The sequence below is a fragment of the Stenotrophomonas sp. TWI273 genome (assembly GCF_039674765.1).
Lineage (GTDB): Bacteria > Pseudomonadota > Gammaproteobacteria > Xanthomonadales > Xanthomonadaceae > Stenotrophomonas.
The window spans coordinates 232,124-247,235 of sequence record NZ_JBDJOA010000004.1 but is presented as its reverse complement, the minus strand read 5'-3'; the positions used below and the strand labels follow the sequence as shown (position 1 = coordinate 247,235).

At 66.3% G+C, this 15,112-nt stretch carries 13 protein-coding genes and 9 tRNA genes; 10 read left to right on the top strand and 12 right to left on the bottom strand.

Translation table 11 applies throughout. The features are described 5' to 3' along the window. Positions 1-49: 49 nt before the first annotated feature. The 8 genes from ABE571_RS07605 (at position 50) to ABE571_RS07570 (ending at position 1,320) form a co-directional block, all read left to right on the top strand. Positions 50-125, top strand: a tRNA-Ala gene (locus ABE571_RS07605). 53 nt (positions 126-178) lie between these two features. Beyond that, a tRNA-Glu gene (locus ABE571_RS07600) sits at positions 179-254 on the top strand. Positions 255-478: 224 nt separating this feature from the next. Further along, positions 479-554: transfer RNA gene (locus ABE571_RS07595), tRNA-Ala, on the top strand. Positions 555-604: 50 nt separating this feature from the next. Beyond that, positions 605-680 (top strand) — tRNA-Glu (locus ABE571_RS07590). Positions 681-814: 134 nt separating this feature from the next. After that, positions 815-890, top strand: a tRNA-Ala gene (locus ABE571_RS07585). Between the two features lie 49 nt (positions 891-939). Further along, a tRNA-Glu gene (locus ABE571_RS07580) sits at positions 940-1,015 on the top strand. A gap of 104 nt (positions 1,016-1,119) precedes the next feature. Continuing rightward, positions 1,120-1,195: transfer RNA gene (locus tag ABE571_RS07575), tRNA-Ala, on the top strand. Between the two features lie 49 nt (positions 1,196-1,244). Next, positions 1,245-1,320: transfer RNA gene (locus tag ABE571_RS07570), tRNA-Glu, on the top strand. A 50-nt stretch (positions 1,321-1,370) separates the two neighbouring features. On the opposite strand, the gene ABE571_RS07565 is transcribed toward ABE571_RS07570, so the two are convergent. After that, positions 1,371-1,787, bottom strand: a complete 417-nt coding sequence (locus tag ABE571_RS07565) for a GNAT family N-acetyltransferase (RefSeq protein WP_102789523.1) — start codon at positions 1,785-1,787, stop codon at positions 1,371-1,373. A gap of 105 nt (positions 1,788-1,892) precedes the next feature. Here ABE571_RS07565 and ABE571_RS07560 point away from each other — a divergent pair, with 105 nt between their 5' ends. Then, complete coding sequence (locus ABE571_RS07560) at positions 1,893-2,849, top strand: SOS response-associated peptidase family protein (RefSeq protein ID WP_313218660.1); 957 nt, start codon at positions 1,893-1,895, stop codon at positions 2,847-2,849. Between the two features lie 7 nt (positions 2,850-2,856). Here ABE571_RS07560 and ABE571_RS07555 read toward each other — a convergent pair whose 3' ends face one another. After that, a complete protein-coding gene (locus ABE571_RS07555; RefSeq protein ID WP_346493485.1) occupies positions 2,857-3,237 on the bottom strand; it encodes a response regulator in 381 nt (126 codons plus the stop codon). Positions 3,238-3,361: 124 nt separating this feature from the next. On the opposite strand from ABE571_RS07555, the gene ABE571_RS07550 reads away from it, so the two are divergent. Beyond that, a tRNA-Leu gene (locus ABE571_RS07550) sits at positions 3,362-3,448 on the top strand. A 53-nt stretch (positions 3,449-3,501) separates the two neighbouring features. On the opposite strand, the gene ABE571_RS07545 is transcribed toward ABE571_RS07550, so the two are convergent. From ABE571_RS07545 to ABE571_RS07500, 10 genes are all read right to left on the bottom strand, one after another. Continuing rightward, positions 3,502-5,364: a methyl-accepting chemotaxis protein gene (locus ABE571_RS07545; protein WP_346493484.1), complete on the bottom strand. Its 1,863-nt coding sequence runs from the start codon at positions 5,362-5,364 to the stop codon at positions 3,502-3,504. A 282-nt stretch (positions 5,365-5,646) separates the two neighbouring features. Further along, on the bottom strand, positions 5,647-7,845 hold the full coding sequence (locus tag ABE571_RS07540) for a PAS domain S-box protein (RefSeq protein ID WP_346493483.1): 2,199 nt from the start codon (positions 7,843-7,845) through the stop codon (positions 5,647-5,649). 251 nt (positions 7,846-8,096) lie between these two features. Then, entirely contained in the window at positions 8,097-10,472 is a 2,376-nt protein-coding gene (locus tag ABE571_RS07535; protein ID WP_313211151.1) for a Tex family protein, read from the bottom strand. 207 nt (positions 10,473-10,679) lie between these two features. Further along, a complete protein-coding gene (locus ABE571_RS07530) occupies positions 10,680-10,895 on the bottom strand; it encodes a hypothetical protein (RefSeq protein WP_313211150.1) in 216 nt (71 codons plus the stop codon). Positions 10,896-11,054: 159 nt separating this feature from the next. Then, the gene (locus tag ABE571_RS07525; RefSeq protein WP_313218668.1) at positions 11,055-11,513 is read right to left on the bottom strand and encodes a hypothetical protein; all 459 of its coding nucleotides are present in this window, start codon (positions 11,511-11,513) and stop codon (positions 11,055-11,057) included. Beyond that, positions 11,510-11,713, bottom strand: a complete 204-nt coding sequence (locus tag ABE571_RS07520; RefSeq protein WP_123729552.1) for a PspC domain-containing protein — start codon at positions 11,711-11,713, stop codon at positions 11,510-11,512. The genes ABE571_RS07525 and ABE571_RS07520 overlap by 4 nt, the downstream gene beginning before the upstream one ends. A 47-nt stretch (positions 11,714-11,760) precedes the next feature. Then, entirely contained in the window at positions 11,761-12,132 is a 372-nt protein-coding gene (locus ABE571_RS07515) for a YfeK family protein (RefSeq protein WP_346493482.1), read from the bottom strand. Continuing rightward, positions 12,129-13,199 carry a class III poly(R)-hydroxyalkanoic acid synthase subunit PhaC gene (gene phaC, locus ABE571_RS07510; protein ID WP_313211147.1) on the bottom strand — a complete coding sequence of 357 codons (1,071 nt, stop codon included), beginning with the start codon at positions 13,197-13,199 and terminating at the stop codon, positions 12,129-12,131. The genes ABE571_RS07515 and phaC overlap by 4 nt, the downstream gene beginning before the upstream one ends. Continuing rightward, the gene (gene phaE, locus ABE571_RS07505; RefSeq protein ID WP_346493481.1) at positions 13,196-14,332 is read right to left on the bottom strand and encodes a class III poly(R)-hydroxyalkanoic acid synthase subunit PhaE; all 1,137 of its coding nucleotides are present in this window, start codon (positions 14,330-14,332) and stop codon (positions 13,196-13,198) included. The genes phaC and phaE overlap by 4 nt, the downstream gene beginning before the upstream one ends. Positions 14,333-14,384: 52 nt before the next feature. Continuing rightward, positions 14,385-14,999 (bottom strand): CDP-alcohol phosphatidyltransferase family protein, encoded by a 615-nt coding sequence (locus ABE571_RS07500; protein ID WP_070474651.1) that lies wholly within the window; start codon positions 14,997-14,999, stop codon positions 14,385-14,387. Positions 15,000-15,112 lie beyond the last annotated feature (113 nt).

Below are 15,112 nucleotides of genomic sequence, written 5' to 3'. Positions count from 1 at the left end.
TTCTTGCCAATCCAAAACGTCGTCGCTATGATTTCGCTCCTCACGACGTGGGGCCATAGCTCAGCTGGGAGAGCGCCTGCATGGCATGCAGGAGGTCGGCGGTTCGATCCCGCCTGGCTCCACCAATCCGATCATTAGGCCGATCAGATTGCAGTGACAAAATTTGAAGTTTTCGTGCGTCCCCATCGTCTAGAGGCCTAGGACATCACCCTTTCACGGTGGCGACCGGGGTTCGAATCCCCGTGGGGACGCCAGTTTCAAACAAACAGCCCTGACTTCGGTCGGGGCTTTTTGTTTGTGCCGCATCGAGCAACGCTCGGCATTGGCGGCCTGTTTTATCGCGTGCGTGCTGGTGCACTCGCGCGGGCAACGATCAGCCTCTGCAGATGGATGCCCGCATGCATTCTTTCTTCGGTATTTCAGAAAAAAGACTTGGCGAATGCTTCACGGCCGCGTAGAATTCCGCCTCCAGCATCGTGGGGCCATAGCTCAGCTGGGAGAGCGCCTGCATGGCATGCAGGAGGTCGGCGGTTCGATCCCGCCTGGCTCCACCACTCCGGACCTTAGGCCGTTCGGTGTGCTGAACAATTTGATGAGTTTATGCGTCCCCATCGTCTAGAGGCCTAGGACATCACCCTTTCACGGTGGCGACCGGGGTTCGAATCCCCGTGGGGACGCCAATCATCAGAAGAACACCGAGACCCGGCATGCCGGGTCTTTTTGTTCACCGCCTACTGCGGTTGCGATGCGGATGCCCGAAAGGCTTCCACAAACGTGAACAGGCAGATATACTAGGCGGCTTGCGGTACAACGTGGGGCCATAGCTCAGCTGGGAGAGCGCCTGCATGGCATGCAGGAGGTCGGCGGTTCGATCCCGCCTGGCTCCACCACTTCTCCGGACACAGGCCGTCCGATAGAAGCCAAAATTCGGTTTAACGCGTCCCCATCGTCTAGAGGCCTAGGACATCACCCTTTCACGGTGGCGACCGGGGTTCGAATCCCCGTGGGGACGCCAGCTTCAAACAAACAGCCCTGACCTCGGTCGGGGCTTTTTGTTTGACGACCCTCTTCCCATTCGGCAAGACCGCCGCTATGATAGGCGGCTCGCAGCACAACTGTGGGGCCATAGCTCAGCTGGGAGAGCGCCTGCATGGCATGCAGGAGGTCGGCGGTTCGATCCCGCCTGGCTCCACCACTTCTCCGGACACAGGCCGTCCGATAGAAGCCAAAATTCGGTTTAACGCGTCCCCATCGTCTAGAGGCCTAGGACATCACCCTTTCACGGTGGCGACCGGGGTTCGAATCCCCGTGGGGACGCCAGCTTCAAACAAACAGCCCTGACCTCGGTCGGGGCTGTTTGTTTATGGGGCCTACGCCACCACCTTCGCCATGCCCACCGAGCGCGGCGCGGTCACGGTGAAACCGAACTGCGCATACAGCCGGTGCGCCTGGCCATCGGCGATCAGGCTCACATACGCACCTTGCGCATTCGCGTGCAGCCAGGCATCGAGCTCGGCCATCACCGCCTTGCCCAGGCCCTGCCCCTGGCGGTCCGGGACCACGGCGATATCCACCACCTGCAGGAAGCAGCCGCCGTCGCCGATGAGCCGGCCCATCGCCAGCAACCGGTCATCCTCGCGCAGGCTCACACCGAAGACCGTGTTGGGCAGGCCACGCGCCGCCGCCTCGGCCGTTTTCGGGCTCAGGCCGGCCAGCACCCGCAGCGCGCGGTATTCCTCCACGCTGGGCGCCAGGGGGATGCAATGAACACCAGCAGGCAGCGACATGAGACGGGTCCGGCAATGAATGGACGCTCAGCATGCCCGAACGTATTCGCAGCATGTGCGACCCACCGGCCTATCCTGTCCCCCTGCCCACCCTGTTCCGTCGCCATGTGCTATTCCGCCCAGATCCGCGCCGATTACACCAAGCTGGTCCGTGAGTACGGGGCCATGCTGTCCCTGGACGAGTTCGCCCAGCTGTATGCCCACGACGCCGGCAAGCAACGCCCGAAAACGCCCAAGGCGATGGACGATGGCTTCGCCGGCGCGCGCACCGCGCAGGGCCAGGAGATCGTGGCGCGAATACAGCAATGGCATGCCGAGGAGATGCAGGCGCTGGATGAGGAGGTGCGCCTGCAGAGCGCCCGGCGGAAGGCGGCCGAAGAACACCTGGCCGCACGTCCCACGCAGAAGGCGCGCAATGAACTGCGCGTGGCGGGCAACCGGATTGAACGTGCGCAGACGCGCCTGTCCGATCTGCAGCGCGCCGGCCTGGTGCCGCGCGACAGCCGCATTTTCCCCGGCGTCTATGCGCCGGTGATCGTGTCCGAGCAGGGCCAGCGCGTGATCAAGCCGATGCGCTACCAATGCCGGCTGCCGGACAAGCCCGCGCGCAACGACGTGTTGTATCCCGGCACCTACAACGCGCGCCGCGACAGCCTGGAGGCGTACTGGAAATCCGCGTTCGGCCACCAGCATGGCGTGGTGGTGGTGCAGTCGTTCTACGAGCACGTGCCGCGGCATGCCCTGGAGCAGCGGATGCTGTCGCCGGGCGAGAAAGCCGAGAACGTGGTGCTGGAATTCAGCCCGCAGCCACCGCGCGATCTGTTGATCGCCTGCCTGTGGTCGGCGTGGGAAGGGCCGGAGGGCCGGCTGTTGTCGTTTGCCGCGATCACCGACGAGCCACCGTCCGATGTGGCACGCACCGGGCACGACCGCTGCATCGTACCGATTCGGCGCGAACATCTGGATGCCTGGTTGAACCCGGACCCGCACGACCTCGCTGCGCTGTACCGGATCCTGGACGATCGCGAACCGGTCACACTGGCGCACGCCGAAGCGGCGTGAGAGCTGCTCAGCCGACGACCGAATCGCCTATCCGTGCCCGCCCCAGCGCGGCATTCAACTCGGCCGTCAGGTAGGGCTTGGTCAGGATGATGCCTGCCCGGAAGGCTTCGGGGAGGTGCTCGGTCGCCATGCCGGTGGCCAGTACGAAGGGAATCTGGCGCGCGGCCAACGCCGCAGCAACCGCTTCACTGGTTTCATTGTTGGCCAGGCGGTAATCCAGCAGCACCACCTGTGGCTGGGTCTCGCCGAGCAGACGCAGCGCCTCGGATACCGAGGCCGCCAGCCCCACCACCACCGCGCCGGACTGCACCAACTGCATCTGCAGCAGGGCGGCACTCATTTCGTCGTTCTCGACCACCAGCACCCGAACATCCTGCAGCGCGCTCATGACGACTCCCTGTATGGTTCAGCGCGATGAGTATAGCGTCCTGCGTAGGTGAAACCCTGACAGGAACTTAAGCATTCAGGTCTGCACAAACGTCGACATCTTGTATACACTACGCGGCCAGCCAGCCGAAGTGGCGGAATCGGTAGACGCAGCGGACTCAAAATCCGCCGCCCTTAAAAGCGTGTGGGTTCGAGTCCCACCTTCGGCACCATGGAAAACCAGAACGCCCCGGATCGACGGATCCGGGGCGTTTTTCGTTACCGCTCAGACCAGCCGAAGCGTCGGATGTGCGGCATTGGCCGCCGGTGGCGCAGCCGGTCGCGACGTTCCCGTCGCCCCCGCCACCCGGAATGCCGCCACCGTCTGCAGCAACTGGGTGGACTGCTCTTCCATGCTGCGGGCCGCCGCAGAGGCCTCTTCGACCAGCGCGGCATTCTGCTGGGTGCTCTCGTCGATGTGCTCGACCACCTGGTTGATCTGCTCGATGCCCTCGCTCTGCTGCTGGGCCGCCGCGCTGATGTCGGCCATGAGATCGCTCACGCGTTTCACGCTGACCACGATCTCGTCCATGGTGCGCCCCGCGCTTTCGACCTGACGCGTACCCGCCCCGACCTTCTCCACCGAGTCGCCGATCAGCTGCTTGATCTCCTTGGCGGCTTCGGCCGAACGCTGCGACAGCGAGCGGATTTCCGAGGCGACCACCGCAAAGCCGCGCCCATGCTCGCCGGCACGGGCCGCTTCCACTGCGGCATTGAGGGCCAGGATATTCGTCTGGAACGCGATGCTGTCGATCACGCCGATGATATCGACGATGCGCCGCGAGGAGTCGTTGATCAGCGACATGGTGGAGACCACCTCATGCACCACATGGCCACCCTGCGCCGCCACCTCGACCGCACCACCGGCCAACTCATTGGCCTGGCGGGCGTTGTCCGCGGTGCGCCGCACGGTCGCGGTCAGCCCCTTCATCGAGACGGCGGTCTCCTCCAGCGAAGCGGCCTGCTGCTCGGTGCGCACGGACAGGTCGCTGTTGCCTTCGGCGATCTCGCTGGCACCCACGGCAATGGTGTCCGCCGCCAGCTTGATCTGGGTGATGATGCCGGCCATCGCTTCGACCAGCGCATTGATGCCCTCGCATAACTCGGCGATCGGGCCGGTCTTGTCCTGGGTGGCGATATGGCCGGTCAGATCACCCCCCTGCGCCGCCGCCACCACTTCACGCGTCTGCGCGACGGCCTGCTGCAGCGCCAGCGAGTCACGCACCTGGGCCGTGATGTCGGTAGCGTACTTGACCACTTTGAACGGCCGTCCGTTCATATCGTAGATCGGGTTGTACGAGGCCTGGATCCAGACCTCGCGACCGCCCTTTCCCAGGCGCTTGTACTGGCCGGCGTCGTATTCGCCACGGCCGAGTTTGGCCCAGAACGCCCGGTACTCGCCGCTCTGGCGATGCTCGGGCTCGGCGAACATCGAATGGTGCTGCCCGCGCACCTCCTCCAGTGCATAGCCCATGGCAGCGAGGAAGTTCTCGTTGGCGGCCAGGATGCGGCCCTCGAGATCGAACTCGATCACCGCCTGTGATTTGTTGATCGCGGCGAGCTGGCCGGCAAAATCGGCCGCCTGGAATTTCTGCGCGGTGATGTCGGTCGCGAACTTGACCACTTTGTACGGCCGTCCGTGGCTGTCGAAGACCGGGTTGTAGGACGCCTGGATCCAGATCTCGCGTCCACCCTTGCCGATCCGCCGGTACTGGCCGGCGTCGAACTCACCGCGGCCCAGGTTGGCCCAGAAGTCGCGGTACTCCCCGCTCTTCGCATACTCGGCATCGACGAACATGGCGTGGTGCCTGCCTTGGATCTCCTCCAGCGTGTAGCCCAGCGTCTGCAGGAAATTGTCGTTGGCGTGCACGATGGTGCCATCGAGGTGGAACTCGATGACGGCCTGGACTCTATGCAGCGCCTTGATCTGATCTTCGAGCTCGGCCTGCCGTTGCAGCGCAGCCGATGCCGCGGCGCCATGGGCCGCGCGACGGGAAACGAACCGTGCCGTGAGCGCTCGCCACAACGACCCGGCGTCGGCGTCGCTGGCACGACCTGGCACATGCGTGTGCAAGCCTGAAGTAATCATCGTTAGACCTCGGTGTCCGGTTAGCGAATAGGTCAGCGCCGGGCGGTGGCCCGGTGGCGGTATTCCGTTGGCTGGGACTCACGAAGATCGTCAGTGGGGATGACGCAACTTCGATGGGCTTCAAACACCGGGCGGGCCGGCGAACATGAACCATGTAAAAAAGGTGTACGGCCAGATATCCACGTGAGCAGACGGGCAGCAACTGCGAGTCATATAACGGCGGACATTCTGAAAGCTTTAGGGCCATCAACGGCCGCGGCCGGGGCCTGGCCCGGCCGGCCGTCACTCGCCGCTTTCGCTCGCATCCAGGGCGTCAAGGGGGTCCACGGCACCCAGAGCGTCGGCCTCCACCTGCACGTTGTCGCGCCCCATCGCTTTGGCCCGGTAGCACTGCGCGTCGGCGGCGGCCACGGCGTCATCCACGCTCATGCCCCCGAACAATGGCGCGATGCCGATGCTGGCGCCCACGCTCAACCGCCGCTGGTCCCAGGGGATCGACAACCCCCGCATCGCCTCGAGTAGATCGCTGGCGATACGGCGGGCGCGCTTGAGCGAACAGCCGGCCAGGATCACCGCGAACTCGTCGCCGCCCAGCCGCGCCACGATGTCCGAATCACGCACGCCATGCCGCAGCACGCTGGCCACCGCCCACAGCACGGCATCGCCAGCCAGATGGCCGTGGGTATCGTTGACCGGCTTGAAGTGGTCCAGGTCGATATACATCAACGAGGCCGACTGCCCGGTCCGCGCGACCCGGGTGATGGCCTGCTGCAGATGCGCCTCGAAGCCGCGCCGGTTGCTCAGTTCTGTCAGCGGATCGATCTCGGCCAGATGCCGCGCCTCGCGCTGGCGCGCACGCTGCTGGGTGACGTCACGGATCACCCAGACCGCGCCGCTGGTCAGGCCATCCTCATCGCGCAGCCAGGCACGGGTCAGGTCGACCGGCAGCAGATGCGCACCCACTGACAGCAACAGGTCCGAATGCAGGTCGACTGCATTGCTGTCCGGGTCGAGCAGCACGGCCACATCCAAGGGGGAGCGCGGCGCGTATTCGGTCGTGAGCTCCATCACCTCCTGCAGCTGGCTGCCGGCCAGGACCCCGGCGCCCTCCCCGGCCAGCGCGCGGGTGGCCGCGGCGTTGGCGTACTGGATCCCCCCCTGCAGGTCCAGGGTCAGCACCATGTCCGCCACCGCATCCAACGTGACGCGGGTGCGCTGCTCGGATTCACGCAACTGCTGACCACTGAGCCGTTGGGCGGTCACGTCCTGGATCTGCGAGACGAAGTGCAGCGGCTCGCCATTTTCCGTGCGGACCAGTGAGACCGACAGCCGCCCCCAGACCAGGTTGCCCGCCTTGCCCAGGTACCGCTTCTCCATGTGGTAATGCGCGCGGCGGCCGGCCAGCAGGTCACCGAGCAGGGCCAGGTCGGTGTGCAGGTCATCGGGATGCGTGAGCGTCTGGAAATCGATCTGCAGCAGTTCGGCACGGGTGTAGCCGAGGATGCCGCACAGCGAATCGTTGACGTCCAGCCAGCGCCCTTCCAGCGACACCAGGGCCATGCCAAGCGCGGCCGACGAGAACGCCCCGGCGAATTTTTCCGAGGCCAGGAATGCCTGTTCGCGGACCTGCAGCAGCGGGGTCAGGTCGACCGCCATGCCCACGTAGCCGATTCGGTTGCCGCCGGCGCAGTCCAGCGGACTGATCGACAGGCGCACCTGCCTGCGCTCGCCGTCCTTGCGCAGGAACGTCCACTGATGCGACCAGGTGCCCTGTGCCGCCCGCGCGCTCAACGCCTCGAAGACGGTCGGCAGGCGTCCGTCCGCCTGCATATGGGGCTGCAGGTAGGCGCGCATCTCTTCCGGATCGTGGAACAGCCCCGGGTTGACCCGGCCGATCACTTCATCGGGGCGGTAACCCAGCAGCTTCTGCGCACCGGTATTGAACAGGTTGACCATCCCATCGACATCGGTGGCGATCACCGCCACCTCGTCAGAGGCATCCACCACCGCCTGCAGGCGCTGGCGCATGTTGGCCGCCTCCTGCCGGGCCTGCTGCAGTTCGGTAACGTCGGCATGCGCACCGGCCATCCACAGCGGCCGGCCCTGCCCATCGCGCTCATACACGCGACCGCGGTCCTGCACCCAGATCCAGTGGCCCTGTTTGTGGCGCATCCGGCACAGGCTGTCGTAATGCGGCGAGCGACCTTCCATATGCGCTTCGAGCAACGTATTGGACTGGGCCAGATCGTCGGGATGCACCAGCTTGAAGAACGTCTCCGGCGTGATGGGTGCCAGTTCCTCACGCGTATAGCCGACGATCTCCGCCCAGCGCTCGTTGACCCGCATCTGGTTGCCCGGGATGTCCCAGTCCCAGGTGCCCGCCGCAGTACCTTCGATGATCATTTCCAGCCGGTGGCGCTGCTCGGCCATGTCGCGCAGCGCGGCGGCCGCATCTCGGGGGACGTCCGGTTGCCGGCTCATGTGTGCGCTCCGGTCCGACACGCCACGCACAGCCCTGCGCCAGCGCGGTAATCGGCGCTGGAGCCCGCCCGGTTGCCCGGTCCTGCCTGGTCGTCTGTCATCTGGGCTCCCCGCCGTCCACCCACCCTACGGGCATTCAACGCGAAGTGTGCGTAAACCCGGGCCAAACCAGAAGTGCCCCTGCCCCTGGAGACCCCGGAAAACGCCAAAAGCCGCCCGAAGGCGGCCCCTGGCAGGCACCCACCGCGGGATCAGCCGCCGCGCTTGGCCCGGGCGAAGGCGTCGGCCAGCGCATTGTTGGCCGGCGGTGCGGCGCCGCCCGGACGCGGGCCGGACGGGGTGCCACGACCGCCACCGCGCGGACCATTGCCCGCCCCGCCGTCACGGCGGCCGCCACCGGCCGGGCGCACATCGCGCTCACCCGGGGCCTTGGCCGGGGCCGGGGTATCGTCCAGGCGCCGGGTCAGGGCGATGCGCTTGCGCGCCACGTCCACCTCCAGCACCTTCACCTTGACGATGTCACCGGCCTTGACCACATCACGCGGGTCTTTGACGTAGGTGTCCGACAGCGCCGAGATGTGGATCAGGCCGTCCTGGTGCACACCGATGTCCACGAAGGCACCGAACGCGGCCACGTTGCTGACCACGCCCTCCAGGATCATGCCCGGCTGCAGGTGCTTGAGCTCTTCCACGCCCTCGGCGAAACGCGCCGCCTTGAACTCCGGGCGCGGGTCGCGGCCGGGCTTTTCCAGTTCCTTCAGGATGTCGCGCACGGTCGGCACGCCGAAGGTGGCGTCGGTGAACTGTTCGGCCTTGAGCCCACGAAGGAAACTGCCATCGCCGATCAGCGCCTTGATCGGGCGTGCCGTGGCGGCCACGATGCGCTCCACCACCGGGTAGGCTTCCGGGTGCACCGAGGACGCGTCCAGCGGCTGGTCGCCATCGGCGATGCGCAGGAAGCCGGCGCACTGTTCAAAGGTCTTGTCGCCCAGGCGCGGCACCTTGAGCAGGTCCTTGCGGCGCTTGAACGGACCGTTGTCGTCGCGGTGGCGCACGATGTTTTCGGCCACCGTGGCCGACAACCCGGACACGCGCGAGAGCAGCGCCGCCGAGGCGGTGTTGACGTGCACGCCGACCGCGTTGACGCAGTCCTCCACGCGCGCATCCAGCGCACGCGCCAGGCGGTACTGGTCCACGTCGTGCTGGTACTGGCCCACGCCGATCGCCTTGGGTTCGATCTTGACCAGCTCGGCCAGCGGATCCTGCAGGCGACGGGCAATGGAGACCGCGCCGCGGATCGACACGTCCAGGTCCGGGAATTCCTTGGCGGCAAATTCGGACGCCGAATACACCGACGCACCGGCCTCGCTGACCACGATCTTCTGCAGGCTGGTCTCGCCCAACGCCTTGATCACCTCGCCGGCCAGCTTGTCGGTTTCGCGGCTGGCCGTGCCGTTGCCGATCGCGATCAGCTCCACGTTGTGCTTCATGCACAGCTGCTTGATCGTCTGCAGTGACTGGTCCCACTGCCGGCGCGGTTCGTGCGGGTAAATGGTGTCGGTGGCCACCAGCTTGCCGGTGGCATCGACCACGGCGATCTTGCAGCCGGTGCGGATGCCCGGGTCCAGCCCGAGCACGCTCTTGGGGCCGGCCGGGGCGGCCAGCAGCAGGTCCTTGAGGTTGTCGCCGAACACCGCGATCGCCTCGGCTTCGGCCTTCTCGCGGGCCTGGTTGAACAGGTCCAGCAGCAGGTGCATGTGCAGCTTGGCGCGCCAGGTCAGGCGGCAGGCGTCGAGCAGCCAGCGGTCGCCGGGGCGGCCGGCGTCGCGGATGCCCGCGTTGTGCGCGACACGGCCTTCGGCGTACAGATTGCCGGCCTCGGCATCGTTGCCCGGGTCCAGTTCCAGGAACAGGATTTCCTCGCGGCGTGCGCGGAACAGTGCCAGCAAGCGGTGGGACGGAATCTTCGCCAGCGACTCGGCGTGTTCGAAGTAATCGCGGTACTTGGCGCCCTGCTCTTCCTTGCCCTCGGCGACACGTGCGCGGATCACGCCGTTTTCGCCCAGCCAGGTGCGCAGCTCGCCGACCAGCGCGGCGTCTTCGCCCCAACGCTCCATCAGGATCGCGCGGGCACCTTCCAGCGCGGCCTTGGTGTCGGCCACGCCGTTGTCTGCATCGACGAAGGTGGCACCGAACACCTGCGGGTCCAGGTTTGGATCGGCCAGCAGGCCATCGGCCAGCGGCTCCAGCCCGGCTTCGCGCGCGATCTGCGCGCGGGTGCGGCGCTTGGGCTTGTACGGCAGGTACAGATCTTCCAGGCGCGACTTGGTGTCCGCACCGAGGATCTCGTTGCGCAACTCGTCGCTGAGCTTGCCCTGTTCGTCGATGCTGGACAGCACCGCGGCGCGGCGGTCTTCCAGCTCGCGCAGGTAGGTCAGGCGCGTTTCGAGGTTACGCAGCTGGGTGTCGTCCAGCCCGCCGGTGACTTCCTTGCGGTAGCGGGCGATGAATGGAACGCTGGCGCCTTCGTCCAACAGGGCGATGGCGGCGAGCGCCTGGGCGGTCTGGGCACCGATCTCATCGGCGATGGTCTGGGCGATCTGCTGTGCGAGCTTGATGTCAGGCATTGCTTCCGGCCGGAGCCGCTTTGCGGAAAGAACCCATTCTGGCGATGCGCGGCGGCGGGGGAAAGCCGTTGACAGGCCGGGCCGAACCTGTCGCCCCGTGGCGATGACCACACGAGGGGGCCTGCCGTTCACGCCGGCATCCTGCGTGGGGCTGGGATGCCGGCGCGGGCGCCAGCGACAACCGGGCACCTCCGCGGGATCGCTGGCTTACCGGTAATGCACGGCCGCGCGTTGGTGGACGATGTCGTCCTGCATCGACTCCAACGCCATCACCCGCACCTTGCCTACACCCTGCAGTTCCATGAAACGCTCGGTGTAGATCTCCGGACCCAGCTCGGTATCGGCCTGGGACTTGCTGAAACCATGGGGCACTAGGCCCTTGTCGCCATCCTTGCTACCACCGACATAAAGAACGATTGCCATGTGATGTGTTCCTCCAGAAAAACGGTTGCTCATACAGCGCTGCAAGCTTACCCCGGTAAACCTGACTGGTTCGTCATGCAGGCTAATAACGTTTTTTTGCATGCAGATGACGTCGCGTTGTCGACGTTTTTCTTACATGGATTTAACGCGGAGATAACCTCACTGCGCATCACGACGTGATGGCCACCAGCCCCGCCCCTGCAGTGCATACACATCGGCCGCGCGCTCGAACGGGTTGCGTGCACTGACCCCACCGCACAGCAGGTACACCGGCAGGTAGAGCGGCCCCAGCACCAGATACTGGTAGACGTGCGCACGCTCGTGGTCGTGCAGCCCGATCACCGGCTCGGTGGCGTAACCGGCCTGGTGCGCATACGTGCGGCACGGCACGTCCAGCACCGGTCCCGTGTGCAGGATGACGTTGCCCAGCGTGATCGCTCCGCCCGGGCCCCACGGAAATTCACGGAACACGATCGCGCAGTCGCGCCCGTTCCATGACGGACGCGCACCGGCCAGCATCCCGGCGGTGCCGGCGGCCAGGCCGATCAGGGTGTTGGGTGAGGTCCACAGTGCGCCAAGCCCCTGCAGCGCGCGCAGCAGCACCGGTGACAGGCTCAATCGGCCTCGTTGGGGATCAACAGCCACAGGATCAGGTAGACCAGGATGCCGGGGAAGGCCGCCGAGCCGATCGAGATCAGCACGAACAGCACCCGTACCAGGGTGACGTTCCAACCGTAGCGATGCGCGATACCGCCCATGACGCCGGCGATCATGCGGTCGTTGAGCGAACGGGACAGCGGGCGCGGCGGTGTGTTCATGCACGGGGTCTCGTTCCGGAATGCGCCGACTCTAGCGCGAACCGTGTCTACGGGGTGCGTTGGCGCAGGGCCTTCAGCCGCGCGCCGAACCACACCGCGGCGGTCTGTTCCGGCTGGCCCGGACAGGCGATCCGGTAGGGCTTGCCGCTCAGGCTGCTCTGGCTGGCGGCGCGTTCGATGAACTGCTCGGCCGTGTCGACCTTGTCCTTCTTGAGCAGGTAGTCGTACTTGCGCTGCAGATGGGCCCGCGCCTCGGGCGCATCGTGCCAGCTGCCATTGCGCTGGAACCGGCAAGGGGAGCCGTCCAGCGCGCCGATCAGGCCGGCGATCTCGCGGCGGGCGGTTTCACCGGGTGCGGCGTGGGCGGCACCAATGCCCAACAGACCCACAGCCAGCCAGAGAAAGCGAGGACGCTTCATTGCGAACGCTCGTTCAACCAACCGGTGATGGTCGCGGGCACTTCGCGCTGGGCCCGCCCGGAGACATAGATACCGATATGGCCCCCGCGGAAACTGCTCTCGGTGTAATCCGCGCTGCCGATCCGGCCGCGCAGCGCGCGTGACGCATCCGGCGGGACCAGATGGTCCTGCTCGGCATAGATGTTCAACACCGGCAACGTCACCTGCCGGAGGTCGACGGTTGCGTCGCCGATGCGCACGCCGTCGTGCATCAGGCCATTGCCCTGGTAGAACTGCTTGATGAAGTCACGGAACGCTTCGCCGGCGAGATCGGGCGAGTCGAAGATCCACTTCTCCATGCGCAGGAAATCTTCCAGCGCGTCCTTGTCGTCCAGGATGTCGAGCAGCCCCACGTACTTCTGCACGTTGAGGCGGAACGGCTTGAGCATCAGGTAGCTGGCATTCATCAGATCGGCCGGGATGTTGCCCAGCGTGTCCACCAGCAGGTCCACGTCCACCTGGCGCGCCCAGTGCGAGAGCATGTTGTCCGGCGTGTGGAAATCGACCGGGGTGACCATCGTGATCAGGTTGGCCAGCTTGGCCTGGCGCAGCGCGGCATAGCACAGCGCGAACACGCCGCCCTGGCAGATGCCGAGCATGTTGATCGGCTCGCCGCCGTTGTGCGCCTGCAGGTGATCCACCGCGCCATCCACGAAGCGCAGCAGGTAATCCTCCAGCGTCTGGTAGCGCTCGGAGCGGTCCGGGTAGCCCCAGTCCAGCACATACACATCGTGGCCCAGGGCCAGCAGCTTCTGGACCAGTGAGCGGTCGGTCTGCAGGTCGACCATGTACGGCCGGTTGACCAGCGCGTAGACGATCAGCAGCGGCGTGGCGTGCACCGGCGGCTCGGTGCCGACAAAGCGGTACAGCGTGACCTTGCCGTCGCGCCAGACTTCCTCGCGGGTGGTCACGCCGTAATCGACATCGTCCACCGCAGGCAGGAGCTTCAGGCCATCCATCAGCTTGCGCTGCATGGCCAGGGTCTCCTGCAGGAGGTCTTCGGCATTGAAGCCCAGGGGGCCCTTCATGCGCTGCGTTTCCTTGGCTTGGTGGGTTTTCCGGCGGCCTTGGTGGCCTTGGCGGCCTTGGTGGCCTTGGCGGCCTTGGCGGCCTTGGTGGCCTTGTTGGGGTTGGCGGTGGCCTTGTTGGGGTTGGCGGTGGCCTTGGTGGGGTTGGCTGGCCTGGAAGCGCGGGTTGTGCGCTTGCTCGCGGCGGCTGGCTTCACTGCAGCCTTGCGCACCTTGGCCGTGCTGGCAGGTGCCGCACCCGCGGCTGCGCCAGCGGCCATGCGGCGCACCAGCCGCTCCAGCTCGGCGATCCGGCGATGCGCTGCATCCATTTCGGTGCGCGTCGGCAGCCCAAAACTCTCGGTCAGCCGTTCGATCTCCTGCTGGGTGGCCGCGCGCAGCCGCATCTGGGCATTGCCCAGCGAGGCGTACACCGCCTGGAACGGCTCTGACAGCGCAACCTTCGCATAGGCCTCCTCGGCCGCATCGATCCACAGATCGAACATCGCCCGCGCGCTGGTCAGCTGGTTGCCCGGCTGCTCGTGCTCGGCCAGGCGCTGCTCGAACAGGGTGAACGCATCGTCCAGCGCCTGCTTGATCTGATCCACGTAATCGCGCGAGTGCGCCTGGTAGTCCTGCTGGGCCCGCAGCAGCGCCTGCCAGCGGGCCTGGTGCTCACGGCCGGGACCAAACGCCGGGCTCTGCAGCCATGGTCCGAGCTGACGCTGCAGGGTTTCCAACAGCTGCAGCAGGTCCGGGCCCTCGGTGTGGGTATGTCCGCGTGCGCCCTGCAGCATCCACTGCAGCAGCCCGTCACCCTGCCCCAGCACCGCCGTGCGCCACGCCTGCGCCACCTCGGCGCTGGTGGTGTCGCGGCCGGCAAACTGCGCGGCCACCTGCTGCATCGTGCCGTACCACCCACCGGCCTGTTCACGGAAACGGTGCACGGCCTCGTCGGCCGGGCGGCTGGCCGCGTTGGGCATCATCTGCGCCCACCAGTCGATCGCCTGCTGCCAGTTGCCCTGCCCCTCGGGGCCGGCGGTGTGGCCGGGCGGTGCCGCAGCGTGCCGCAGGGCATCGCCCCAGGCACTGAAATACTGCCGCGCCAGGGCTTCTACATCGCCTGCGCCGCTGCCGCTGCCCGCCGTGGTCATGACCGTCCTCCCGTCTCGGGAAACGATGATAGCAATGCCGCGCTGCCCTGCCTCACGGCTTGGGGATGCGCAGGGTCTTGCTGATCATCAGCGAGCCGGACAGCGCGAACAGCAGCACCAGCGGGTGCAACTGCCACGGGCCCAGCTGCCACTGGCCCAGCCACAGGTCCGCGCCGGTGGCCCCGACGCTCGCCGCCACGGCCAGCACCACCACCAGCGCCAGGCTGGTCGGGATCGGGGTGCCTTCGAAGTACGGCACCTTGTCGCCCTCGCCGGCCAGTGCTTCGGCGGTCACGTTGTAGCGGGCCAGGCGGCTGACGCCGCAGCAGACGAAGTAGCTCAGCACCAGCCAGTCCCAGCCGCCCTGCATGCCGCAGGCGTAGGCCAGTGCGGCCGGGGCGACACCGAAGGAAATGATGTCCGACAGCGAATCCAGCTCACGGCCCAGCGTGGAGCTGGATTTGCGCCAGCGTGCGATGCGCCCGTCCAGCGCGTCGAAAATGAAGGCCAAGGGGATCAGGGCCATGCCGAACAGCAGATAGCTGCGTTCGCCATCCTGCAGATAGCGCATGGCGGCAAAGACCGCGCCGGTGCCACAGAACGCGTTGGCCAAGGTGAACCAGTCGGCCAGGTGGAACTCGCGCAACATCGAGAAGTGACGTTTCATGAAGGATCAGGTGGCGGCAATCGCAAGAGAGTACCGCGAGCGGCCCGCGCCGGGACAGCGTTCCCTACGCCACCGTACTCCAGCCTTGCCGCGCGGTTCACGCCGGCACGACC

What these genes read in the sequence shown, in the direction of transcription:
- ABE571_RS07565 (WP_102789523.1), bottom strand. Translation starts at nt 1,787, where the DNA reads ATGTCGCTGCCTGCTGGTGTTCATTGCATCCCCCTGGCGCCCAGCGTG.
- ABE571_RS07560 (WP_313218660.1), top strand. Translation starts at nt 1,893, where the DNA reads ATGTGCTATTCCGCCCAGATCCGCGCCGATTACACCAAGCTGGTCCGT.
- ABE571_RS07555 (WP_346493485.1), bottom strand. Translation starts at nt 3,237, where the DNA reads ATGAGCGCGCTGCAGGATGTTCGGGTGCTGGTGGTCGAGAACGACGAA.
- ABE571_RS07545 (WP_346493484.1), bottom strand. Translation starts at nt 5,364, where the DNA reads ATGATTACTTCAGGCTTGCACACGCATGTGCCAGGTCGTGCCAGCGAC.
- ABE571_RS07540 (WP_346493483.1), bottom strand. Translation starts at nt 7,845, where the DNA reads ATGAGCCGGCAACCGGACGTCCCCCGAGATGCGGCCGCCGCGCTGCGC.
- ABE571_RS07535 (WP_313211151.1), bottom strand. Translation starts at nt 10,472, where the DNA reads ATGCCTGACATCAAGCTCGCACAGCAGATCGCCCAGACCATCGCCGAT.
- ABE571_RS07530 (WP_313211150.1), bottom strand. Translation starts at nt 10,895, where the DNA reads ATGGCAATCGTTCTTTATGTCGGTGGTAGCAAGGATGGCGACAAGGGC.
- ABE571_RS07520 (WP_123729552.1), bottom strand. Translation starts at nt 11,713, where the DNA reads ATGAACACACCGCCGCGCCCGCTGTCCCGTTCGCTCAACGACCGCATG.
- ABE571_RS07515 (WP_346493482.1), bottom strand. Translation starts at nt 12,132, where the DNA reads ATGAAGCGTCCTCGCTTTCTCTGGCTGGCTGTGGGTCTGTTGGGCATT.
- phaC (WP_313211147.1), bottom strand. Translation starts at nt 13,199, where the DNA reads ATGAAGGGCCCCCTGGGCTTCAATGCCGAAGACCTCCTGCAGGAGACC.
- phaE (WP_346493481.1), bottom strand. Translation starts at nt 14,332, where the DNA reads ATGACCACGGCGGGCAGCGGCAGCGGCGCAGGCGATGTAGAAGCCCTG.
- ABE571_RS07500 (WP_070474651.1), bottom strand. Translation starts at nt 14,999, where the DNA reads ATGAAACGTCACTTCTCGATGTTGCGCGAGTTCCACCTGGCCGACTGG.